The following is a 21212-nucleotide window of genomic DNA, read 5'->3' as shown; positions in this document are numbered from 1 at the left end:
TTGAAGCCGTGTTCGCATGCGCCCATGCGGCTCGCGGCCCTGTTCGGCCAAGCGAGTCCTCTCAGGCAATTCTCCCCGCCATCGTTCCCGCTCCAGCGTGCTGGTGAAAACACAATAAGGACGCGGCGCGCACCCTCGCGTCGTTCGGCCGGTCATCCGGTTCGGACGCGCGGCGACGCCGCTCTGGAGCCGTTCAATGAAACGCATGCTGTTCAATGCGACGCAGCAGGAAGAACTGCGCGTCGCCATCGTCGATGGGCAAAAACTCATCGACATCGATATCGAAACCGCCGGCCGCGAACAGCGCAAAGGCAATATCTACAAGGGGATCGTGACGCGCATCGAGCCTTCGCTCGAAGCGTGCTTCGTCAATTACGGCGAAGACCGTCACGGCTTCCTGCCCTTCAAGGAAGTCGCGCGCCAGTACTTCAGGGAAGGCGTCGACATGCGCTCCGCGCGCATTCAAGACGCCTTGCGCGAGGGCCAGGAACTGATCGTCCAGGTGGAGAAGGAAGAGCGCGGCAACAAGGGCGCGGCGCTCACCACCTTCATCTCGCTCGCCGGCCGCTACCTGGTCTTGATGCCGAACAACCCACGCGGGGGCGGCGTATCGCGCCGCATCGAGGGCGACGATCGGCAGGAATTGCGCGAGACGATGGCGCAGCTGCAGTTGCCCGACGGCATGAGCATCATCGCGCGCACGGCCGGCATCGGCCGCAGCGCCGAAGAGCTGCAGTGGGACTTGAACTACCTGATGCAGTTGTGGCGCGCGATCGAAGCGGCGTCGCAAAGCGGCCAGGCCGGCCAACCGATGCTGATTTATCTCGAATCGAGCCTCGTCATTCGAGCGATTCGCGACTACTTCCAGCCCGATATCGGCGAAATCCTCATCGACACCACGGAAATCCACGACCAGGCCCGCGCCTTCATGGATATCGTAATGCCCGACAACGTCGGCAAGGTGAAGCGCTACCACGACGACGTGCCGCTGTTCTCGCGCTTTCAGATCGAGCACCAGATCGAAACCGCGTACTCGCGCACGGTGCCGCTGCCTTCGGGCGGCGCGATCGTCATCGACCATACGGAAGCGCTCGTCGCGATCGATGTGAACTCGGCGCGCGCCACCAAGGGCGCGGATATCGAGGAAACGGCCACGCGCACGAACCTCGAGGCGGCCGACGAAGTGGCGCGCCAATTGCGGTTGCGCGACCTCGGCGGCCTGATCGTGATCGATTTCATCGACATGGAATCGGCCAAGAGCCAGCGCGAAGTCGAGCAGCGCCTGAAAGACGCGCTCAAGCACGACCGCGCGCGCGTGCAAATGGGCAAGATTTCGCGCTTCGGCCTGATGGAGCTGTCGCGCCAGCGTCTGCGTCCGGCTTTGTCGGAAGGCAGCCATGTGACTTGCCCGCGCTGCAACGGCACGGGCCACATTCGCGATACGGAATCGTCCGCGCTGCAAGTGCTGCGGATCATTCAAGAAGAGGCGATGAAGGAAAACACCGCGGCGATCCACTGCCAGGTGCCGGTCGAAGTGACCGCCTTCCTGCTCAACGAGAAGCGTCAGGAAATCAACAAGATCGAGTCGCGCTTCAAGGTGGGCGTCGTACTCATCCCGAACAAGCACCTCGATACGCCGCACTACAAGCTCGAGCGTCTGCGTCATGACGATGCGCGCCTGGACGAGCCGCGCGCCTCGTGGAAGATGGCCGAGGAAGCCGCTCGCGAGCTCGAATCGGAGACGGCTTACAGCAAGCGCGCCGAAGAGGTGAAGCCGAAGCAGGAAGCGGCGGTCAAGGGCATCACGCCGGAGCGGCCCGCGCCGAGCGCACCGGTGCGTCCGGAAGCGGCGAGCACGCCGACCCCGGCCGTCGCCGCCCCCCGCACGGGCGGATTCTTCGGTTGGATCAAGAGCCTGTTCGGCGCTCAGGAAGCCGCTCCGGCGAGCGCACCCGAACCGGTCCAGCCAGTGCGTCCCGCCCGCGGTGAACGTGGCGAGCGCGGTGAGCGTCAAGAACGCGGCGGCGAGCGCAATCGCAATCGCCGCGGCGGCGCGCCCCGCGACGGCGCCGGTCGTCAGGAAGCGGCCGTCGGCGGACGCGGCGCTCAGCAGCCGTCGCAACGGCCCGCGCGCGAGCCGCGTGAAGGGCGCGAAGGCCGCGGCGAGCGCGGTCAAGAGCGTGCCGAGACGGTGGAAGCCGGAACCCGCGGTGAACGTCAGGACCGCCAGGAACGTCGCGAACGCGGCGAGCGTGCGGAACGCGGCGAGCGAGGCGAGCGCACCGAGCGTGCCGAGCGCGGTGAACGTCAAGAGCGCGCGGAGCGTCCCGAGCGCGGCGAGCGCCGGAAGCCGCAACCCGAAGTAGCCGTGGAAGCGGCTGCACGCGTCGAGGCGCAGGACGTCGAAAACGCGGTCGCCGCAGGCGTTCCCGCGCCCGAGCAGGAAGCGGCAGGGCGTGATGGCGAAGAACGCCGCCGCCGCCGCCGCGGTCGTCGTGGCGGCCGTCGCGAGCGCGAGGAAGACGGCGTGAACGCCACGCTGGCCGCCGACGTGGCGGAAGCCGAAGGCGCCGCATCCGCCGTGCCGCCGCAAGCGGCGCCTGTCGTCGAAGCCGCTCAAGCGCACGAGCACGCCGCGGCGTTCGAGGGTGTGCCGCAGGCTGAAGCCGAACTGCCGGCCGAAGCACGAGCCGAACCGGCAACCGTGACGCCGGTGGCTACCCGAGAGGCTGTCGCTACGCCGCTGGCGGAAACGCCGGCTGTCGAGGCCGCCGAACCGGTCGCGCCCCCTTCGTCGAGCACCGCCGCGCCGGTCGAGCACGAGGCCGCGGTGCCGTCGGCGCCGGCCGCGCCCGCACCGATCTCCGCCGAACCGGAATCGGCCGTCGCACGCGCCATCGAGACTGCCCCGACTGCTCCGGCCACCCCGGCAGAGCCCGTGCCCGCGCCGGACGTCGCGCAGGTGGAAACGGCAGCGGCCGCTTCGCCCGTCGTGATTCCCGTGCCCGCGCCGATCGAAGCGGCCAGCGCGGTGACCGAGGTCGCACAGCGTCCGGAGGCGTTCGAAACCATCGCCACGCGCGCGCCGCGAGCGAACGGTTTGTCGGTCTCCGAACTGCAGCCGATGCTGGAATCGGCCGGCCTCGTTTGGGTCAACACCGATGAGCAGAAGCTGCATGCCGCGCGTGAAGCGGCTGCGCAAGCACCGGCCCCCGTGCGCGTGCCGCGCGAGCGCAAGGCGCTGCCGCCGGTCGACCCCACGCCGATGCAGCAAATCGAAACGCACAAGGACGCATAAACAGGTCCGAAGGGCGCGAAGGCGCCCTTCCCGTGCCGCCGGCCCGCCCTTCGAGGCGGGCTTTTTTGTGAGCCCGCGCCCGCCTCGTCAGCACCTTTTCGGGGTTTCGCGACCCCGTTTTTGATTCACATCAGACATTTCGCGGTTATCCTCAGCGTCAGGCGGGCCATGTCGTCCGGCCGAGCGGTCATTCCGTTAGAATGGGCTTCTGCTCGTTTATTGCCTCATCATGTCCCGACGCATCATTCCCGTGGCCGACGTCAGCGCGATCCCCGATGTCGCCGGCGCGCCGTTCGCTCCGCGCGGGACGCTCACCGATACGCTCGCCAGGCCGCTGCGCGATTTGCGCATCTCCGTCACCGATCGCTGCAACTTCCGCTGCGTCTACTGCATGCCGCGCGCCGTCTTCGACAAGGACTACCCGTTCTTGCCGCACGGTGCATTGCTGACGTTCGAGGAAATCGAGCGGCTCGCGCGGCTGTTCGTCGCGCACGGCGTCGACAAAATTCGCCTGACGGGCGGCGAGCCGCTGTTGCGCAAGGACATCGAGCGACTCATCGAGCGCCTTGCAGCGTTATCCACGCCCGACGGGCGGCCGCTCGACCTCACGCTGACCACGAACGGCTCGCTGCTGGCGCGCAAGGCGCGCAGCCTCAAGGCGGCCGGCTTGACGCGTGTCACGGTCAGCCTGGATGCGCTCGACGACGCGCTTTTCAAGCGAATGAACGATGCCGACTTCGCGCCGGGCTCGGTGCTCGACGGCATCGAGGCCGCGCAAGCCGCCGGGCTCGCGCCGCTCAAAGTGAACATGGTGGTCAAGCGCGGGACGAACGACGGCGAGATCGTCCCGATGGCCCGCCATTTCAAGGGCTCGGGCGCGGTGCTGCGGTTCATCGAATACATGGACGTCGGTGCGTCGAACGGATGGAACATGACGGAAGTGTTGCCGTCCGCCGACGTCGTCGCCCGGATCGCCGAGCACTTTCCGCTCGTTCCGCTCGAGGCTCATACCCCGGCCGAAACCGCGCAGCGCTGGGGCTACGCCGACGGCGACGGTGAAATCGGCGTGATTTCGAGCGTCACGCGCGCCTTCTGCGGCACCTGCACGCGCGCCCGGCTCTCGACGGAGGGCAAGCTCTACCTCTGCCTGTTCGCCTCTGCGGGTCACGACCTGCGTGGCCTCGTGCGCGGCGGCGCGACCGACGATGAAATCGCCACGGCGATCGGCCGCATCTGGCACGCGCGCGCCGACCGGTACTCGCAATTGCGAGGCAGCGCGGCAGCCGACGCCGCGTCGAACGGCCAGGCGCGCGTCGAAATGTCGTACATCGGCGGCTAGCCTCAGTTCCCACGCAATGAACTCGGGCACGCGCACTCGCATTACCGGCATCGTCTTGGCCGGCGGCCGCGGCACGCGCATGGGCGGGCTCGACAAAGGGCTGCAGCCGCTCGCCGGCGCGCCGCTCGCGGTTCATGTCGCCAGGCGCTTAGCGCCGCAAGTCGACACCCTCTTAATTAGCGCGAATCGCCATCGCGACGACTACCTGCAGTTGGGGGCGGCCTTCAACGCACGCGTCGTCGAAGACGCGACGGATGATTTCCCCGGACCGCTGGCCGGCCTGCTCGCGGGACTGCGCGCAACGTCGAGCGAACTCGCGCTCTGCGCGCCCTGCGATACCCCGAACTTGCCGGCCGATTTGGCCGACCGGCTGCTCACGGCGTTCGACGCCGCCCAGGCCGACATCGCCGTCGCGGCCACGGTGGACGCGGCGGGCCACGCGAGCCTGCACCCCGTGGTCGCTCTCGTACGCACGGCGCTCGCCGACGATCTGGCCGCGTATCTCGATGCGGGCGAACGCAAGGTTCGCACGTGGTACGCGCGCCACAAGCACGTCGAAGTGCCCTTCCGCGACGAGCGCGCGTTTTACAATGCCAACTCTTTGCATGAGCTTGCCGAGCTCGAGCGAGCGTACGGCGATCAGCCCGAGCGCGGACAATAATTCGGCCAAGACTCGAAGCGCGCGACCTGCCTGGCATGCGGCGCGCACGACCCTCGATGAAGATCTCCAACGACATGTCCGGCCAAAGCGCCACGTCCGCCCCCAATCCGCTTCCCGTCGAGACCGCACGCGCGATCATCGGGCGCGCGGTGTCGCGTGTGGCGACGGCCGAGCGCGTGGCCTTGCGCGCGGCGCTGGACCGAGTCCTAGCAGAGGATATCGTCTCGCCTATCGATGTGCCGGCGCACGACAACGCCGCAATGGACGGGTATGCATTCGACGGCGCGACCCTAGCGCAAGGTGGTGCGCCGCTCACGCTTGCCGTGGCCGGGCAAGCGCGCGCGGGCCATCCGTACAGCCAAACCTGCGGAGCCGGCGAATGCGTCAGAATCATGACGGGCGCACCCATGCCGGACGGCTGCGACACCGTCGTGCCGCAAGAGCTCGTCACGCGCGTCGATGAGGCCGTCACTTTCGACGCCCACCGAATCGAGCGGGGAGCCAATTGCAGGCGCGCCGGCGAGGACATCGCACGCGGCGGTGCCGCGCTGGAAGCGGGACGTGTCGTGCGCGCATCCGACCTCGGCCTGCTCGCGTCGCTCGGCGTTGCGGAAGTCGCGGTGCGGCGGCGCCTGCGCGTTGCCTTCTTTTCGACCGGCGACGAACTGCGCTCGGTCGGCGAGCCGCTCGACGCCGGCTGCGTATACGACAGCAACCGGTACACGCTCCACGCCATGCTCGCTCGGATGAACATCGACGCCCTGGATCTAGGCGTCGTGCGCGATGAGCCCGACGCGCTGGAAGCCGCCCTTCGTGCGGCTGCCGCCAGCGCCGATGTCGTGCTGACCTCGGGTGGCGTGTCTGTCGGGGATGCCGATTTCACGGCGCGCATGACCTCGACGTTCGGCGACGTCGCCTTCTGGCAGCTCGCCATGCGTCCGGGCCGCCCGCTCGCGTTCGGTCGTCTATGGCCCGGAGAACGCGGCTCGAACCAACCCAGCGCCGTGTTTTTCGGTTTGCCGGGCAATCCCGTCGCGGTCATGGTCACGTTTTACCAGCTCGTGCGCGAAGCGCTCTTGACGATGTCGGGCGCCACCGCGAGCGCGCCGCTACAATTTGCGGCCGCGAGCCGGGTACCGATCAAAAAGCGGCCGGGCCGCACGGAATTCTTGCGCGGCGTCGCCACGCGCGATGCTGCCGGGCATTGGAGCGTCGCGCCCACGCGCTCGCAGGGGTCGGGCGTACTCAGTTCGATGAGCGAAGCGAATTGTTTCATCGTTCTCGATCACGATCGAGCCGATGTCGCTGCCGGCGACGCCGTCGAGATCATGCCCTTCGACGGGCTCATTTGATCGGCAGCCGAATATCGGCTGCCGAGTTTCCGGGTTAGCACACCAGAACATCCGCACATCGTCTCTTACAGAGGCTTCTTTCAATGAAAAAACAAATCTTGTCGATTGCGCCCGGACAGACCGCGAAGGCGCTCATCCTCGTCTATCTGACGTTCAGTATGCCGATCGTCCTGCTCGGTATCCTCGTCGCGTTCATCCGCCACGGATCGGTCGAACTCAGCACGATTTTCAGCGCACTGCTGCTGAACGCGATTCTCGGTTTCGTCTTGCTTTGGATCGCCTGCCATGCCTACAACTGGGTGGCCGGGCGTTTCGGCGGCATCGAGATCGTCCTCTCCGACGTGCCGGAGGAAGCATGACGGCCGACATCATCCGCGGCGCGGCACCTCAAGATGTGAGCGCGATGCTCGGCCTCATGCATGAGTTGGCGGAATACGAAAAGCTTACGCATTTGTTCGTCGCCACCGAGGCGTCGCTGAACGACGCGCTGTTCGGCGCGCGGCCCGCCGTCGAGGCGCTCGTCGCCGAACGAGAGGGACGCGTCGTCGGCTACGCGCTGTTCTTCCACAACTTCTCGACGTTCCTGAGCCGGCGGGGCCTCTACCTCGAAGATCTCTATGTGCAGCCGGCGCTGCGTGGAAGCGGGCTGGGCACCGCCCTGCTGCGCCGCGTGGCCGCGATCGCCGTCGAGCGTCAATGCGGGCGGTTCGAATGGTCGGTGCTCGACTGGAACCAAACCGCGATCGACTTTTATACGAAGATGGGCGCGACGGTCATGCCCGATTGGCGCATCGTCCGGGTGACGGACGACGCGTTGACACGGCTCGCCGGCGGCGCCTGATACGTTCTGCGGCGGCCCACGCTAGTGCGCCGCCGCAGAACGTTCCGCCGACGACGCGCGCCGAATCGCCCGAGAGCGAGCGAACCGCTCACACGTCGGGCTCTTGCAAGCCTGCATAGGCGTCGCCGAGCAACCCTTCCGTTTGGTCGCCGGGCAAAGCCTCCACCTCGCGCAGCCTCGTGTTCATGACGCGCGTGCGCCGCTCCGCCGCTTCGATCGACCTCGTGACCGTTTCGAGCTGCGACTTGGTCTTCGCGAGGACATCGCCGAACTTGCCGAACTCGGTCTTGACGGCGCCGAGCACCTGCCACACTTCGCTCGAGCGCTTCTCGATCGCGAGCGTTCGGAAGCCCATCTGCAGGCTGTTCAAAAGGGCCGTCAGCGTCGTGGGGCCCGCGATCGTCACGCGATAGTCGCGCTGCAATTGATCGGTCAGCCCCGGCCGCCGCAGCACCTCGGCATATAGCCCCTCGGTCGGCAGAAACAGCAGCGCGAAATCGGTCGTATGCGGCGGCGCCACGTACTTTTCCGAAATCGTACGGGCCTCGCCGCGCACACGCGCTTCGAGGGCGCGCGACGCTTCCTCTACCGCCACGGGATCGGCACGCTCCTGCGCATCGATCAAGCGCTCGTAGTCTTCGCGCGGGAACTTGGCGTCGATGGGCAGCCATACGGGCGTGGCCACCCCCTGCCCGCTTGCGCTTTCCAAGCGGCCGGGCAGCTTGATCGCGAACTCGACGCGCTCCGCGCTCTTGGGCACCGTCGGGACGTTTTTCGCGTATTGGTCGGGCGTGAGAATCTGCTCGAGCAACGCCTCGAGCTGGACCTCCCCCCATGTGCCGCGCGTTTTGACATTCGTCAGCACCTTCTTCAGATCGCCGACGCCGGCGGCCAACGTCTGCATCTCGCCAAGCCCGCGATGCACTTGCTCGAGCCGGTCCGACACGAGCTTGAACGATTCGCCGAGCCGCTGCTCGAGCGTCGCGTGCAGCTTTTCGTCGACGGTGCGGCGCATCTCTTCCAGCTTGGTCGCGTTGTTCGCTTCGATATCCTTGAGCCGCGCCTCGAGCGTCGCACGCACCTCGGCGAAGCGGCGATCGTTCGCCTCGACGAGCTGCGCGAGCTGCTGGGCCAGCGTGTCCCCGAAACGCTTGAGCGCGGCAGACTGTTCGTCCCGCGATTCGTGCGAGTGGCGCTGCAAGCTCTCGCGCATCGCGTCGAGCTGCACCGCGTTCGTTTCGGTCAGCTGAGCAAGACGCATGGCGAAGCCGTCGATCTGCTGGTTCTGCACGGTGGCCACGCTCGTCAGTTGCGCGGCCAGGGTCTGCTGAAACTGCGCGAAGCCGCCTCCGAGTTCGACGCGGGAAAGCCGAGAAGTCTCGGTGATCTCGCCCCGCAGCTCTCGTTCGAGCCGTTCGTAGGCGCGCCCTTGCGTTTCGCCGGCCCTCTCGATGCATTCGCCGAGTTCGGCCAGCGCGACGCTGTCGTTCGCGCGCGCGGCGCCCCTTATCGCCAACGCGAGGGCGATCGCCAAGATCACCACGGCCAGCGCGAGCGCTGCAATCAGTATGGTCGTCATGAACGCGTACGTCCCAGTACTTCAGGGTTGATCGGATTCGGCGGTCGCCCGGCGCGCGGCCCCACGCCGAGCGCGGCGATGAGATTGTCGGCCGCGAGATTGGCCATGGCGCGGCGCGTCGATTCGGTCGCGCTCGCGATGTGCGGCGTCAAGACCACGCTCGGCGCAGACAACAGTCGAGGATGCACCTTCGGCTCACCCTCGAATACGTCGAGACCCGCGGCCGCGATACGGCGTTCGTGCAGCGCGTCGGCCAACGCGGCATCGTCGACGATGCCGCCGCGCGCGATGTTCGTCAGAGTGGCGGTGGGCTTCATCAGCGCGAGTTCGGCCGCGCCGATCGTGTGATGACTCTGCGCGCTGTACGGCACGACAAGCACGACGTGATCGGACTGTCGCAACAGGTCTTCCTTGGACAGATACTGCGCACCCAGTTCGCTCTCGATCCCCGGGGCCACGCGCGAACGGTTGTGATAGACGACGCGCATCGAGAACCCGAGCGCGCGCCGCGCGAGCGCTTGCCCGATTCGGCCCATGCCGATGATGCCGAGCGTCGAGCCGTACACATCGCCGCCTAAAAAGCCGTCGTAACGCCAGGCGCCCCACTTGCCGGCGCGCAGCCAATGCTCGCTCTCGGTGACGCGCCGCGCCGCCGCCATCATGAGCGCCCAGCCGAAATCGGCCGTCGCTTCGTTCAGCACATCGGGCGTGTTCGTCGCGATGACGTTGGCCGCGTTGAACGCGTCGATATCGAAATTGTTGTAGCCGACGGCCATGTTGGCGACCGCGCGCAGCCGCGGAGCGGCCGCGAAGACCGATGCGTCGATCGGATCGCCGGCCGTCAATGCGCCATCCTTATCGGCGAGCCTGCGCGCCAGTTCTTCGGCCGGCAACGCGGGCCCATCGTTCCAATCGACGTCGAAGTGTTGCCTGAGACGGTCGACGACATCGGGAAATATCGGACGCGCGACGAGAATCTTCTGCATGACATCTCCAGGATTAAAAAAACAGCCACGTCGTCAGCAGGAACACCGGTATCAGCACGGCGCCCGACCAACCGAGGTAGCCGAAAAAGCTCGGCATGCGCACGCCGCGCGACTCGGCGATCGCCTTGACCATGAAATTCGGCGCATTGCCGATGTAGCTGTTGGCCCCCATGAACACGGCGCCGGCCGAGATAGCCACGAGCGTCGAGGCGCCCGTGTCCATCAACACGCGAGCGTCGCCGCCCATCAAATTGAAGAATACGAGGTACGTCGGCGCATTATCGAGAAACGACGACAGGATACCCGTTGCCCAGAAATACATCGCGTCGATGGGCCTGCCCTGCGTGTCGGTGACGACGTGAAGCACGGACGCGAACGCGCCGCGCTCGCCGGCTTTCAGCATCATCACGACGGGCGCGATCGTCACGAAGATCGCGGCGAATAGCTTGGCCACTTCCTCGATCGGCGCCCAATTGAACGCGTTGCCCGTGCGCGCGGTGCGCGGTGTGATCGCAAGCGACACGAGCGTCAGCACGGCAAGCGCCGTATCGCGCACGACGTCTTGCAGCGCGAGATGCGCGCCCGCCACGTCGAACACGATGCCCGGCTTCCAGAGCCCGCTCATCAGCACGAGCGCGATGGCGAGCGCGAGCAGACCGAAATTGCGCTTGCCTTCGATGACGATGCCGAGCGAATCGGGCGACGGGTCGAGGCCTGGCGCGCGCTCTTCACCCGGGCGCTTGTAGAAGTAGGCGTCGAGCGCGTAAAACACGGTCAGCAGAACCGCCGTAACGAACAGCATCGGCAGCGCGAGATGGCGCGTCGTCCAAAAGAACCCCACGCCGTTCAAGAAGCCGAGAAACAGCGGTGGATCGCCCAGCGGCGACAGCGAGCCGCCCACGTTCGCAACGAGGAAGATGAAGAACACGAACACGTGCACCACGTGCCGGCGGTTGTCGTTCGCGCGCAGCAGCGGCCGGATCAGCAGCATGGCCGCGCCTGTCGTGCCCATGATGCTCGCGAGCGCCGTGCCGAGCGCGAGCATCGCCGTGTTGACCCGAGGCGAGCCGTGCAGATTGCCGCGCACGCAAATTCCGCCCGCGATCGTGTAGAGCGCGGTGAGCAGGACGATGAACGGGATGTACTCGGCGACGAACGCATGCGCGAGCGCGAGTGCGGCGGCGGCGGCGCCGAACGCATAGGCGAACGGCGCGAGAAAAGCGATCGCCCAGAGCGCCGCCACTTTGCCGAAATGCCGATGCCAGAACGCGGGGGCGAACAGCGGAATCACCGCGATGGACAGCAAGATGCCCGCGAAGGGCAGCGCCCAATGCGGCCCCAGCGCCGCGCCGTCCGGCAGCGCGGCCGCCCACGCGCCGGCGGGCCACGCGAGCGCTACCGATGCAAATGCCCCCGCCGCCGCCTTGCGCGAGCAGGCGGCCCGTGGTTGGACCATGTATTCCTCTCTTGAATGACGAAGGCGCGCGCATGCCGCGCGCGCCGCGAATCAACCGCCGCGCACGACGATCGCATGAACACGGTACGGGCCGTGTGCCCCGAGCACGATCGTTTGCTCGATATCGCCGGTACGCGAAGGGCCCGACACGAAGTTGACGGCGCGCGGCAGCTCGCCACGTTCGGCGCGCATGAGCGCGAACGCTTCCTCATGGCCCGCGACGATGCGTGAAGCAGGCACGACGGCGATGTGCGTTTCCGGTAGCAGCGCCATCGAGGCCTCGGAATCGGGCCCCGACAGCAGCACGAGCGAACCGGTCTCGGCCGTCGCGCAGAAGCAGCCCGTGATGCCGACGAGATCGCCGTTCTCGGGCTTGCGAAACTCGACCGACACGCCGGCTTGGGCCCAAGGCAGCGACTCGAGCGTGGCCCAAGCCACGGCGCGCGGCGCCATGCCGAATTGGGCGAGGTAGCGTGCGGCGGCAGCCGGGACTTCGTCGAGCGATTCGACGATCTCGACTGTACTCGCCATCAAGCGCGCTTCGTCGACGAAACGCGTCGCGAGCCCTTCGCGATCGACCGGCATATCGGGACGCGGACCGACCGGATGCCGTTGCAGGTAATCGGCAACCGCTTCGCGCTCCGAAGCTTCCGGCTGCGCCGAGCGGCCCGAGGCCGCGCGAATGCGCGCGAGAATGTTGCGCCGCGCCGCCGATGTATCCATTGCGTTCCCCATCACGAGACCAAACGAATGGCCGATTATACGGACGTTCTTTTTTGGGATACATCGGCCGGTCGGCCAAGCCGCTCGATCAGTCCGAACCGTCGTCCACCGGCGTTTCAATCCCGAAGACTTGCCGCAGATAAGCGAGATATGCCTTGTCGTCGCACATATTCTTGCCCGGCGAATCGGATAGCTTGGCGACGGGCTGCCCGTTGCAGCGAACCATCTTGATGACGATCTGCAAGGGGCTGTAGCCGAGGTCGTTCGTCAGATTCGTGCCCACGCCGAACGCAAGCTTGCAGCGTCCGCGGAACTGCTCGTAAAGCTGGAGCACCTTCGGAATATCGAGCGCGTCGGAAAAGACGAGCACCTTCGTGCGCGGGTCGCAGCGATTCTCCTCGTAGTGGCGCAGCAATCGCTCGCCCCACTCGAAAGGATCGCCCGAATCGTGACGCGCGCCGTCGAACAGCTTGCAGAAATACATGTCGAAGTCGCGCAGGAACGCCTTCATGCCGTACACGTCCGACAGCGCGATGCCAAGGTCGCCGCGGTATTCCTTCGCCCAGACTTCGAAGCCGTACGTCTGCGAATCGCGCAGCCGCGGGCCGAGCGCCTGGCAGGCTTGCAGGTACTCGTGCGCCATCGTGCCGAGCGGCGTCAATCCGTGCTTCTTCGCGTAGAAGACGTTGCTCGTGCCGGCGAGCTGCTCGCCGATGCCGCCCATCAGCGTGAGCACCACCTCTTCGTGCCAGCGTTTCGAGAACCGGCGCCGCGTGCCGTAATCGGCGATCTTGCAATCGGCGAATTCCGGACGGGCTCCGAGCAGCGCGATCTTTTCGCCCAGACGCTCGCGCCCGATCGCGTAATTGGGCTCGCGCTGCGTATTGCGAAAATAGACCTCGTTGACGATCGCGAGCACGGGGATTTCGAAAAGAATCGTGTGCAGCCACGGTCCCGTGATCGAGATTTCGATTTCGCCGTTGCGCTTCGCCGATTCCTCGACCGAGATGTACTTCTCGTTCAAGTGAAACAGCGCCAGAAAATCGACGAAATCGCTCTTGATGAAGCGCATGCGCCGCAGGTAATCGAGCTCGTCGTCGGTGAAGCGCAGCTCGCAGAGCTGGCGCACCTCGTCGCGAATCTCGTCGACATAGGGCGCCAAATTCACGTTCGGCGTGCGGCAGCGAAAGCGATATTCCACGCTCGCCGCGGGAAACTGATGCAGCACCACCTGCATCATCGTGAACTTGTAGAGATCGGTGTCGAGCAGCGAAGTGATGATCATGGTGGCAACCGAAACACGTGGCGGGCGGCGCGCCTTGCGCCGCGGCACGCTCACGAATCGCCGCATGTTACCGCATCGACGGCGGCGATAGCGTAGGACCCGCCGGGCGCCCCGGGCGCCCATAAACTAATCACGAATCGATCTAAACGGCGCTAAGACCCCGGACGCAACGGGGCCAGGACGTTCAGTTACAATACACGTTTTGCTATTTCGGCATTTTCCCCCGATATCCCCTGCAGGAGCTTGAATGACTCACGTTGTGACCGAAAGCTGCATCAAATGCCGCTATACCGACTGCGTCGACGTCTGCCCGGTGGACTGCTTTCGCGAAGGTCCCAACTTCCTCGCGATCGACCCCGATGAATGCATCGACTGCGCCGTGTGCGTGGCCGAGTGCCCGGTAAACGCGATCTACGCCGAGGAAGACGTGCCCGGCGATCAGCAACAGTTCACGCCGCTCAACGCCGAGTTGGCGAAGATCTGGCCGAGCATCACCAAAACGAAATCGCCGCTGCCCGAAGCCGACGAGTTCAAGGACATCCAGGAAAAGCTCCAGTTCCTCGAGCGATAACGCGCTTACGCTCCGGCCTGCGGGCGCGGCGCCCGACTTTTCCCGCCTCGCGTCCGGCCATCGCCGTCGCGAAGATGCCTCGGGGTATTGACAGGGCGAGAACCGGTACATAAAATCTCGCTTCTCTGCTGTTGTTGTTCCCCGATAGCTCAGTCGGTAGAGCGCCGGACTGTTAATCCGTAGGTCCCTGGTTCGAGCCCAGGTCGGGGAGCCAAAAGAATGAATGGAAAAGCCCGTTCGTCATAACGGGCTTTTTTACGCGTTAGCCGCGTAGTACTAGTTTGCACCGTAGCATGCTGTTCCCCGATAGCTCAGTCGGTAGAGCGCCGGACTGTTAATCCGTAGGTCCCTGGTTCGAGCCCAGGTCGGGGAGCCAACCGCTCCATGTAAAAAGGCCCGTCGTATCGTCGACGGGCCTTTTTGCGTTTGGCGCTGGCCATTCGCACACTGCATTCGGCGCGTGCCCGTCGGCCTTGCGGCCCAGGCGATCCGCGGCTAACCGTTGTGATACCGTGTCGCTTTACACGCCATCGTGTCAGCCGCCTCGCGCAGGCAGTCCCCGCAGGATCATCACTTCGCCATGAGCCGCCTCGCCTCCTTACCGCTCCAGATCGTCGCACTCGCGTCCACCGCCCTCGCTTGCGCGGCCCTGCCCGCAAGCGCGCAGGAAATCGGCAGCGTCAATACGAACTTCCGCGTGACGGGCTCCGACCGCGTCGTGGTCGAGGCGTATGACGATCCGGCCGTCGACGGCGTCACCTGCTATGTCTCGCGCGCGCGTACCGGCGGTATCAAGGGCACGCTCGGCATCGCCGAGGATCCCACCGAAGCGTCGATCGCCTGCCGCCAGGTGGGCCCGATCAAATTCTCCGGCCCCTTGAAGCGCCAGGCGGATGTCTTCACCGAGCGCATGTCGTTCATCTTCAAGACACTGCACGTCGTGCGCATCGTCGACGAAAAGCGCAATGCGCTCGTCTATCTGACCTATAGCGACCGCGTCGTCTCGGGCAGCGCCAAGAACAGCGTCAGCGCCGTGCCAATGCCCTCCGGCACGGCGATCCCCGTGCGCTGAGGCGCGCGGCTGGCCACATCGCATGCACGGTAGGATGCCGACCATGGACGAGCCCCGCTTCCGCGATTGCGCCCGTTATTGGCGCTCGCCGCTGCTGCCCGGCGCGGACATGCTCACGGCCGAGTATCGCGAGCACGAATTTTCGCCGCACTGGCACGAGGCCTACACGGTGCCCGTCATCGAGGCGGGAGCGGAAGCTTACGCCTACCAAGGCGCCCGGCACGTAGCCGAAGCCGGCACGGTGCCCGTCATCAATCCAGGGGAGATCCACACGGGATCGCGCGCCATGGAAGGCGGCTGGCGCTACCGCGTGTTCTACGTACCGATCGATTTCATCACGCAGTTGGCGGGCGAAATCGCATCGACGCCGCAGCCGATGCCGTGGTTTCCCGTCGATGTGATCCGCGACCCCGATCTAGCCGAGCGCGTCGCGCGCGCGCATCGCCTCATGGAAGGGCTCGCGGCCGCGCACGGCAACGGTAAGGTGTTGCCGGGCGGCGATTGCCTCGCGGCTGAAATGGCGCTCATCGATGCCATGTCGACGCTGATCGTTCGCCATGCCGTGGGGCATCCCGAAGCGCACCGGCCAGGGGGCGACCCGCCGCGTGTCGCGCTCATGAAGGAGCGGCTCGCCGCCGATCTGCTCGAGCCGCTCAGCCTGACCGAGCTCGCCGCCAGCGTCGATCTATCCGCTTTTCATGCCGCGCGTCTGTTCACGCAGGCGACGCGCATGCCGCCGCACGCGTGGCGCAACCAGCTGCGGCTGCAGCGCGCGCTCGCGCCGCTGCGTGATGGCGCGCCGGTCGCCGATGTGGCCGCCGCCTGCGGCTTCACCGATCAAAGCCACTTCACGCGGCACTTCCGGCGCATGTTCGGCGTGCCTCCGGGCCGCTGGCAGGCGGGCAACGCCGGATAGGCGCGGCGCACACGGCGCACACGGCCCATACGCGACGCCCAAAGCAAGAACGTACAAGCGCCCCGCACCGCGCCGCCGCTATCCTGCGCGCAGTAGGAGGACTTTCCCTTGAAACCGCGCACCCCACTCAACGAATTCGTCGACGGCGCCCGCGACACGATCCCCATGATGGTGGGCGCGGCGCCGTTCGGCGTCATCTTCGGCACGCTCGTCACCGCCGGTCCGCTGCACCTGTGGCACGGCCAGCTCATGTCGCTCGCCGTCTTTGCCGGCTCCTCGCAGTTCATCGCATTGGGGCTCATCGCCTCGCACGCGAGTTTCGCCGTCATATGGGCGACGACGCTCGTCGTGAACATACGCCATGTGCTCTACAGCGCGACGCTGGCGCCGTATGTCGCGCGCCTGTCCCCCGCGTGGCGGCTAGCGCTCGGGGCGCTGCTCACCGACGAAGTGTTCGCGGTCGCCTACGCGCATTATCGGCATGCGAGCCCGGGCCAAATCGGGCCGCACTATTTCCTTGGCTCGGGCTTGTCGATGTACGTGAACTGGCAAATTTGGACGCTTGCCGGACTCCTGTTCGGCGCGGCGTTCCCGCGCCTGCAATCGCTCGGCCTCGATTTCGCGATGGTCGCGACGTTCATCGCGATCGTCGTGCCGCAGCTCGTGTCGCTGCGCTACATCGCATCGGCCGCCACCGCCGGGGTCGTCGCACTCGCGTGCGCCGGCCTGCCCTACAAGCTTGGCCTGCTGGCGGCCGTGGCCGCCGGCGTGGCGGTCGGCGTCGCGCTGTCCGGGCCTCGGGCGGCCGATGGCGACCCCGGGCGCGGCGGGCGACGGCGAGCGGACGAGCGCGCCTCCTCCAGCAACGCCAGCCGGCAGCATCAGCCTCGGCAGGCCGGCGGCGCCCCCGCCCGGGCCGAACGCGGCACGGAGGTGACGTCATGAGCTACGTTCTGCTGATTCTCGGCATGGCCGCCGTGACCTTCATGATCCGCGCGACGGTGTTCATGCTGGGAGAGCGCATCGTCTTCGCGCCGCTCGTGCGCACGGCGCTCGGCTTCGTGCCTGTGACGGTGCTGACGGCGATCATCGTTCCGATGGCCGTCACGCCCCATGGTGGTGCACCGGAGCTGACCTGGCGCAATCCGCAACTCGTCGGCGCGCTTGCCGCCTGCGCTGTGTCGGCCTGGACGCGCCGTCCGCTCTTGACGATCGCCGTCGGGCTTGCCGTCTTCTTTCTGTGGCAAGGACTGGTCGTTCACTAAATTCGCTATTCGTCCGACGGCATCCTCCAAATCCCTCAAGTTCCGCGCGCAGTCGCCGTTATTCAGTCGAAGCGCGTTTTTTGGCCGCGCGGCGCAGGGGCGCGCCGTCGCCTGTCGTCGGTAGCGGCTCGAAAACGCATGCGAAAACCGCAAGGCGCGCCGTTTCGCGCCGGCGCGTCCGATTGGACGTCGAGCCGGCTCGGCCAGGACTGCCCTAGCGACCACCGCGGCGTGAAGCCGTCGGCGGGGCGAGCGATCAGGACAAGCCATGGGTCAAATCACCCTTTCTCTACGAGACGAGACGATCTCTTCGCTGCACAAGGACTTCGAGGCCTTCGTGCGGGTGTCGCTCAAGCTCGATCCGCAGTTCGCGACGCCGTCGTTCGAAGATTTCCTGCGCGCGAAACTGCTCGATAACATGGTGCCCCTCACCGAGCATGCCGTGCAGCGCATGCTCCAAGGGGGCCAGTACGCGTGGGCCAAACGCACGCTGGAAAAAGAATTCCCGGACGTCGCGGCGATTCTGATGCGTCAGGCCGAAGAGTTCGGCTTCAGCTTCGCCGTACGCTCGGAGTGGACGCCCGAGGAACTCGCGAAGGCTGCTCGCGACTGGGCCGGCGCCATCGTCAAGGAAGCGGGCGGCGACCCGGCGCTCGTCGATCCGCTCGCCGCTCAGATCAAGTCGACGGCACGGGACATCCAATCGCTCGAGGAAAAGATGCAGACGCCGGCCTGGCGGCTGGCTGAATCGCTACGCCAGCGCGTGTACGAGGCGAAAATCGCCTGCGAGACGAGCGTCGGCAGCACGGCACGCGAAAAACTCGGGGAATTGCGTGGCCTGCTCAAGCTCGGCCTGGCGCACGGCTCGTTTCAAAAGCAGGAAGCGCAGCAGATCATGGAGTATCTGCGGCTGCTCAAGCCCGAGATTTTCGTCGAAGAGCCGTACGACATCTTCGCGCGCATGGCGACTTGGATGCGCAACTTCTTCATGCCGCCCCAAAGGCCGGCGCAGCCCCGCATCGAACCCCGCCGCCCGCGCTGACCGGGGCGGCTCCCACGGCGCGCCCGTCCATGCCGCAAGCCGAACGCCGCCCGGCGCCCGGCGCCCGGCATCGCGGTAGCGGCAACCCGCCGGCCTCGCCGGGGGCGTTCTGCCCGCGAGACATCAATCCCACATCGCCTTGAGCTGCGCCGCGATATCGATGCGCGCCTTCGCGGCAGCCGCGAGCCCCGAGGCCGTCGGCGGTGCGACCGGTTCCACGCGGGGCCAGGCTTGAACGTCGAACAGCGGCAGCAGCGATGCGGGGATGAACCGCGTGCGCGAGGCCCAGACATGCCGATCGCCAAGCCCGCTCTGGTTGTGCACGTAAAAGCGCTGGGGCACGACGATGTGCAGATCTTCTTTTGCGCGCGTCATGGCCACGTAAAGCAGGCGTCGCTCCTCGTCGATTTCCTCTTGACTGCCTGTGCCGAGATCGGACGGGATACACCCGTCGACGCCGTTGAGCACGAACACGTTACGCCACTCCTGGCCCTTCGCCGAATGGATCGTCGAGAGAATCAGATAATCCTCGTCGACGAGCGGCACGCCCGATTCGCCGCTGGTCGCATCGGGCGGATCGAGGGTCAGCTCGGTGAGGAAGCGCTCGCGCGACGCAAACGTGGCGGCTAGGCTTTCCATCTGCAAAATATCGGCATGCCGCGTGGGCGCGTCTTCATGATTGCGCTCGAGATGAGGCTCGTACCAGCGCCGCACTTGCTCGAATTCGGCCGGCCACGGCGTGCGCGAAGCGCCGGCCTCCATCATCAGCGCGGCGAACGCGGGCCAATCGGCCTGCGCACGCGCCGGCGGATCGTACGCCCCGATCGCCGCGGGCAGTTCGCCGGCATCGGCCACTGCATCGAGCACCTGTCCAGCCGTCGCAGGGCCTACGCCCGGCATCAGTTGCAGGACGCGAAACCCGGCCACGCGGTCGCGCGGGTTTTGCGCCCATCGCAGCACGGCGAGTACGTCCTTCACATGAATGGAATCGAGAAAGCGCAGCCCCCCGAACTTGACGAACGGGATGTTGTGCCGCGCGAGCTCGATCTCCAGCGCCGCGCTGTGGTGCGCCGCTCGAAACAGCACCGCCTGGCCCTTGAGCTTCATGCCGGCTTCGCGCGCCGCGAGCACCGATTCGACGACATACCTCGCCTGCTCCAGTTCGCCCGCCACCGATACGAGCCGGGGTCGTTGGGCCGAGGCCTTGTCGGTCCACAGATCTTTCGTGAAGCGCTCCGCGGCCAGGCCGATCACGGCGTTCGACGCCGCGAGGATCGGCGCGGTCGAGCGATAGTTGCGCTCGAGCGTCACGCGCGAGGCGCGAGGCTCGAAATGTCCCGGAAAATCGAGGATATTGCGCACCGTCGCGCCCCGGAACGAGTAGATCGATTGCGCGTCGTCGCCGACCACGGTCAGCCCTCGGCCGTCGGGCTTCATCGCCAGCAAGATCGTGGCTTGCAGTCGATTGGTGTCTTGGTATTCGTCGACGAGCACATGGTCGAAGCGCTGCCCGAGATCGGCGGCGATCGTGGGCTCCGCCGCCATGCGCGACCAATACAGCAGCAGATCGTCGTAGTCCAGGACGTTTTGCGCCTGCTTGGCGGCGACATAGGCGGCGAACAAAGCGCGCAGATCCGGTTCCCATTCGCGGCACCAGGGGAAGGCCTGCTCGAGCACCTGCGCGAGCGTCGCGCCGGTATTCACGACGCGCGAATAGATCGCGAGACAGGTACCCTTCACCGGAAAGCGCCGCTCCTTGGCGGACAACCCGAGTTCGTGCCGCACCACATTCATCAGGTCAGCGCAGTCTTCCCGATCGTTGATCGTGAACACGGGCGACAGACCGATCGACTCGGCGTATTCGCGCAGCAGGCGCGCACCGACGCTGTGGAACGTGCCCGTCCACGTCAACGCCTGAGCCAAATCGGCGCGGGTGCCGAGCGCATGGGCGGCGATGCGCGTGGCGCGACGCGTCATGTCTTGCGCCGCGCGCCGCGAGAACGTCAGCAGCAGCACGCGCCTCGGATCCGCCCCTTTCACGAGCAGATGCGCGACCCGATGGGCAAGCGTATTCGTCTTGCCCGACCCCGCGCCGGCGATCACGAGCAGCGGGCCGCCCGGGCTCGCCCGCTCGCCGACGCCATGCTCGACCGCCACGCGCTGCGCCTCGTTGAGCTTCTCGAGATAAGGGATGGCCGGAGCGGGCGCAGCCGAGGCGGCGGCAGTCGAAATGTCGTACACGGGGCGATCGTCGATCGTGATGTTGGGCAGCGAGACGGGCAAGCGAGCGCCCGATTGGACGCTCGGTTAGCCGCTCGGCTAGCGAGTCGGACATACTGTATAGGCATACATGCCTGCCCGGCAAGGGCCCCAAATGAGGGGCGTATCGAATCTCGCATGCGCCGGTTCACTCCGCGGCCCAAGTGGCTTATGATGCGTGCCCTAATCGCTTACAGGCCGCGTGTCGGCTATCGCCATGGCCAATCTCAATTTCACGCTTACGGGCGATTACGTCGAACTGCACAATCTGCTCAAGCTGATGGGTCTCACGGACAGCGGCGGCGCCGCGAAGATGCTGGTCGCCGCGGGCGAGGTCACCGTCGACGGCCGCGTCGAATTGCGTAAGACCTGCAAGATCCGCGCAGGCCAGGTCGTCATGCTCGGCGACACGCGCATCGCCGTCCACGAGGGCGCCTGAGCCGAGCGCAGTCCTGAAAATCGGGGCGCGCCGCCGCCCACTACGCGCTTGCGCCATCGACAGCCGAGCGCCGAAGCAATAAGCTCTTCATTTCCGACGAAAACAACATTGGGCCCGGCGCAGGTCAT

18 protein-coding genes, 2 tRNA genes and 1 pseudogene are annotated in these 21212 nt (G+C 66.3%); 15 read left to right on the top strand and 6 right to left on the bottom strand.

The genetic code is table 11. The features are described from left to right. Window positions 1-196 precede the first annotated feature (196 nt). From ACTHNR_RS17635 to ACTHNR_RS17610, 6 genes are all read left to right on the top strand, one after another. Window positions 197-3298 carry an Rne/Rng family ribonuclease gene (locus ACTHNR_RS17635; RefSeq protein WP_440548945.1) on the top strand — a complete coding sequence of 1034 codons (3102 nt, stop codon included), beginning with the start codon at window positions 197-199 and terminating at the stop codon, window positions 3296-3298. Between the two features lie 229 nt (window positions 3299-3527). Continuing rightward, window positions 3528-4637, top strand: coding sequence for a GTP 3',8-cyclase MoaA (gene moaA / locus ACTHNR_RS17630; RefSeq protein ID WP_440548944.1), 1110 nt, complete (start codon window positions 3528-3530; stop codon window positions 4635-4637). 16 nt (window positions 4638-4653) lie between these two features. Continuing rightward, window positions 4654-5298, top strand: coding sequence for a molybdenum cofactor guanylyltransferase MobA (gene mobA, locus ACTHNR_RS17625; RefSeq protein ID WP_440548943.1), 645 nt, complete (start codon window positions 4654-4656; stop codon window positions 5296-5298). Between the two features lie 56 nt (window positions 5299-5354). Then, entirely contained in the window at window positions 5355-6650 is a 1296-nt protein-coding gene (moeA, locus tag ACTHNR_RS17620; RefSeq protein ID WP_440548942.1) for a molybdopterin molybdotransferase MoeA, read from the top strand. 83 nt (window positions 6651-6733) lie between these two features. Beyond that, the gene (locus ACTHNR_RS17615; RefSeq protein WP_440548941.1) at window positions 6734-7009 is read left to right on the top strand and encodes a hypothetical protein; all 276 of its coding nucleotides are present in this window, start codon (window positions 6734-6736) and stop codon (window positions 7007-7009) included. Further along, window positions 7006-7491 carry an N-acetyltransferase family protein gene (locus ACTHNR_RS17610; RefSeq protein WP_440548940.1) on the top strand — a complete coding sequence of 162 codons (486 nt, stop codon included), beginning with the start codon at window positions 7006-7008 and terminating at the stop codon, window positions 7489-7491. The genes ACTHNR_RS17615 and ACTHNR_RS17610 overlap by 4 nt, the downstream gene beginning before the upstream one ends. Window positions 7492-7579: 88 nt before the next feature. Here ACTHNR_RS17610 and ACTHNR_RS17605 read toward each other — a convergent pair whose 3' ends face one another. The 5 genes from ACTHNR_RS17605 to pncB all read right to left on the bottom strand — a co-directional run bounded on the left by ACTHNR_RS17605 (window position 7580) and on the right by pncB (window position 13520). Beyond that, the gene (locus ACTHNR_RS17605) at window positions 7580-9070 is read right to left on the bottom strand and encodes a DNA recombination protein RmuC (RefSeq protein ID WP_440548939.1); all 1491 of its coding nucleotides are present in this window, start codon (window positions 9068-9070) and stop codon (window positions 7580-7582) included. Further along, a complete protein-coding gene (locus tag ACTHNR_RS17600; protein WP_440548938.1) occupies window positions 9067-10056 on the bottom strand; it encodes a 2-hydroxyacid dehydrogenase in 990 nt (329 codons plus the stop codon). The genes ACTHNR_RS17605 and ACTHNR_RS17600 overlap by 4 nt, the downstream gene beginning before the upstream one ends. Before the next feature lie 13 nt (window positions 10057-10069). Beyond that, window positions 10070-11512 carry a sodium:proton antiporter gene (locus ACTHNR_RS17595; RefSeq protein WP_440548937.1) on the bottom strand — a complete coding sequence of 481 codons (1443 nt, stop codon included), beginning with the start codon at window positions 11510-11512 and terminating at the stop codon, window positions 10070-10072. Window positions 11513-11563: 51 nt separating this feature from the next. Further along, the gene (locus ACTHNR_RS17590; protein WP_440548936.1) at window positions 11564-12235 is read right to left on the bottom strand and encodes a LutC/YkgG family protein; all 672 of its coding nucleotides are present in this window, start codon (window positions 12233-12235) and stop codon (window positions 11564-11566) included. Window positions 12236-12323: 88 nt separating this feature from the next. Beyond that, window positions 12324-13520 carry a nicotinate phosphoribosyltransferase gene (pncB, locus tag ACTHNR_RS17585; RefSeq protein WP_440548935.1) on the bottom strand — a complete coding sequence of 399 codons (1197 nt, stop codon included), beginning with the start codon at window positions 13518-13520 and terminating at the stop codon, window positions 12324-12326. Window positions 13521-13767: 247 nt separating this feature from the next. Here pncB and fdxA point away from each other — a divergent pair, with 247 nt between their 5' ends. From fdxA to ACTHNR_RS17545, 8 genes and pseudogenes are all read left to right on the top strand, one after another. Beyond that, window positions 13768-14091, top strand: a complete 324-nt coding sequence (fdxA, locus tag ACTHNR_RS17580) for a ferredoxin FdxA (RefSeq protein WP_440548934.1) — start codon at window positions 13768-13770, stop codon at window positions 14089-14091. 138 nt (window positions 14092-14229) lie between these two features. Next, window positions 14230-14305 (top strand) — tRNA-Asn (locus ACTHNR_RS17575). An 86-nt stretch (window positions 14306-14391) separates the two neighbouring features. Next, window positions 14392-14467, top strand: a tRNA-Asn gene (locus tag ACTHNR_RS17570). 204 nt (window positions 14468-14671) lie between these two features. Continuing rightward, window positions 14672-15163: a CreA family protein gene (locus ACTHNR_RS17565; protein WP_440548933.1), complete on the top strand. Its 492-nt coding sequence runs from the start codon at window positions 14672-14674 to the stop codon at window positions 15161-15163. 43 nt (window positions 15164-15206) lie between these two features. Continuing rightward, window positions 15207-16079, top strand: coding sequence for an AraC family transcriptional regulator (locus ACTHNR_RS17560; protein WP_440548932.1), 873 nt, complete (start codon window positions 15207-15209; stop codon window positions 16077-16079). Window positions 16080-16244: 165 nt separating this feature from the next. Continuing rightward, window positions 16245-16880 (top strand): annotated as a pseudogene (locus tag ACTHNR_RS17555) (AzlC family ABC transporter permease); the annotation flags it as partial. Between the two features lie 140 nt (window positions 16881-17020). Continuing rightward, the gene (locus ACTHNR_RS17550; RefSeq protein ID WP_440548931.1) at window positions 17021-17344 is read left to right on the top strand and encodes an AzlD domain-containing protein; all 324 of its coding nucleotides are present in this window, start codon (window positions 17021-17023) and stop codon (window positions 17342-17344) included. A 268-nt stretch (window positions 17345-17612) separates the two neighbouring features. Further along, complete coding sequence (locus ACTHNR_RS17545; RefSeq protein WP_440548930.1) at window positions 17613-18386, top strand: DUF4088 domain-containing protein; 774 nt, start codon at window positions 17613-17615, stop codon at window positions 18384-18386. A gap of 123 nt (window positions 18387-18509) precedes the next feature. Here ACTHNR_RS17545 and ACTHNR_RS17540 read toward each other — a convergent pair whose 3' ends face one another. After that, on the bottom strand, window positions 18510-20627 hold the full coding sequence (locus ACTHNR_RS17540; protein WP_440548955.1) for an ATP-dependent helicase: 2118 nt from the start codon (window positions 20625-20627) through the stop codon (window positions 18510-18512). 235 nt (window positions 20628-20862) lie between these two features. Here ACTHNR_RS17540 and ACTHNR_RS17535 point away from each other — a divergent pair, with 235 nt between their 5' ends. Beyond that, entirely contained in the window at window positions 20863-21084 is a 222-nt protein-coding gene (locus tag ACTHNR_RS17535) for an RNA-binding S4 domain-containing protein (RefSeq protein ID WP_440548929.1), read from the top strand. Window positions 21085-21212 lie beyond the last annotated feature (128 nt).

The organism is Trinickia sp. (assembly GCF_051954495.1).
In the GTDB taxonomy this organism is placed as follows: domain Bacteria; phylum Pseudomonadota; class Gammaproteobacteria; order Burkholderiales; family Burkholderiaceae; genus Trinickia.
Note: the sequence above shows the minus strand (reverse complement) of the source record. Positions and strands in the feature narration are given on the sequence as shown.

What these genes read in the sequence shown, in the direction of transcription:
- mobA (WP_440548943.1), top strand. Translation starts at nt 4,654, where the DNA reads ATGAACTCGGGCACGCGCACTCGCATTACCGGCATCGTCTTGGCCGGC.
- pncB (WP_440548935.1), bottom strand. Translation starts at nt 13,520, where the DNA reads ATGATCATCACTTCGCTGCTCGACACCGATCTCTACAAGTTCACGATG.
- moaA (WP_440548944.1), top strand. Translation starts at nt 3,528, where the DNA reads ATGTCCCGACGCATCATTCCCGTGGCCGACGTCAGCGCGATCCCCGAT.
- ACTHNR_RS17605 (WP_440548939.1), bottom strand. Translation starts at nt 9,070, where the DNA reads ATGACGACCATACTGATTGCAGCGCTCGCGCTGGCCGTGGTGATCTTG.
- ACTHNR_RS17595 (WP_440548937.1), bottom strand. Translation starts at nt 11,512, where the DNA reads ATGGTCCAACCACGGGCCGCCTGCTCGCGCAAGGCGGCGGCGGGGGCA.
- ACTHNR_RS17550 (WP_440548931.1), top strand. Translation starts at nt 17,021, where the DNA reads ATGAGCTACGTTCTGCTGATTCTCGGCATGGCCGCCGTGACCTTCATG.
- ACTHNR_RS17545 (WP_440548930.1), top strand. Translation starts at nt 17,613, where the DNA reads ATGGGTCAAATCACCCTTTCTCTACGAGACGAGACGATCTCTTCGCTG.
- ACTHNR_RS17615 (WP_440548941.1), top strand. Translation starts at nt 6,734, where the DNA reads ATGAAAAAACAAATCTTGTCGATTGCGCCCGGACAGACCGCGAAGGCG.
- fdxA (WP_440548934.1), top strand. Translation starts at nt 13,768, where the DNA reads ATGACTCACGTTGTGACCGAAAGCTGCATCAAATGCCGCTATACCGAC.
- ACTHNR_RS17565 (WP_440548933.1), top strand. Translation starts at nt 14,672, where the DNA reads ATGAGCCGCCTCGCCTCCTTACCGCTCCAGATCGTCGCACTCGCGTCC.
- ACTHNR_RS17590 (WP_440548936.1), bottom strand. Translation starts at nt 12,235, where the DNA reads ATGGATACATCGGCGGCGCGGCGCAACATTCTCGCGCGCATTCGCGCG.
- ACTHNR_RS17610 (WP_440548940.1), top strand. Translation starts at nt 7,006, where the DNA reads ATGACGGCCGACATCATCCGCGGCGCGGCACCTCAAGATGTGAGCGCG.
- ACTHNR_RS17560 (WP_440548932.1), top strand. Translation starts at nt 15,207, where the DNA reads ATGGACGAGCCCCGCTTCCGCGATTGCGCCCGTTATTGGCGCTCGCCG.
- ACTHNR_RS17600 (WP_440548938.1), bottom strand. Translation starts at nt 10,056, where the DNA reads ATGCAGAAGATTCTCGTCGCGCGTCCGATATTTCCCGATGTCGTCGAC.
- moeA (WP_440548942.1), top strand. Translation starts at nt 5,355, where the DNA reads ATGAAGATCTCCAACGACATGTCCGGCCAAAGCGCCACGTCCGCCCCC.
- ACTHNR_RS17635 (WP_440548945.1), top strand. Translation starts at nt 197, where the DNA reads ATGAAACGCATGCTGTTCAATGCGACGCAGCAGGAAGAACTGCGCGTC.
- ACTHNR_RS17535 (WP_440548929.1), top strand. Translation starts at nt 20,863, where the DNA reads ATGGCCAATCTCAATTTCACGCTTACGGGCGATTACGTCGAACTGCAC.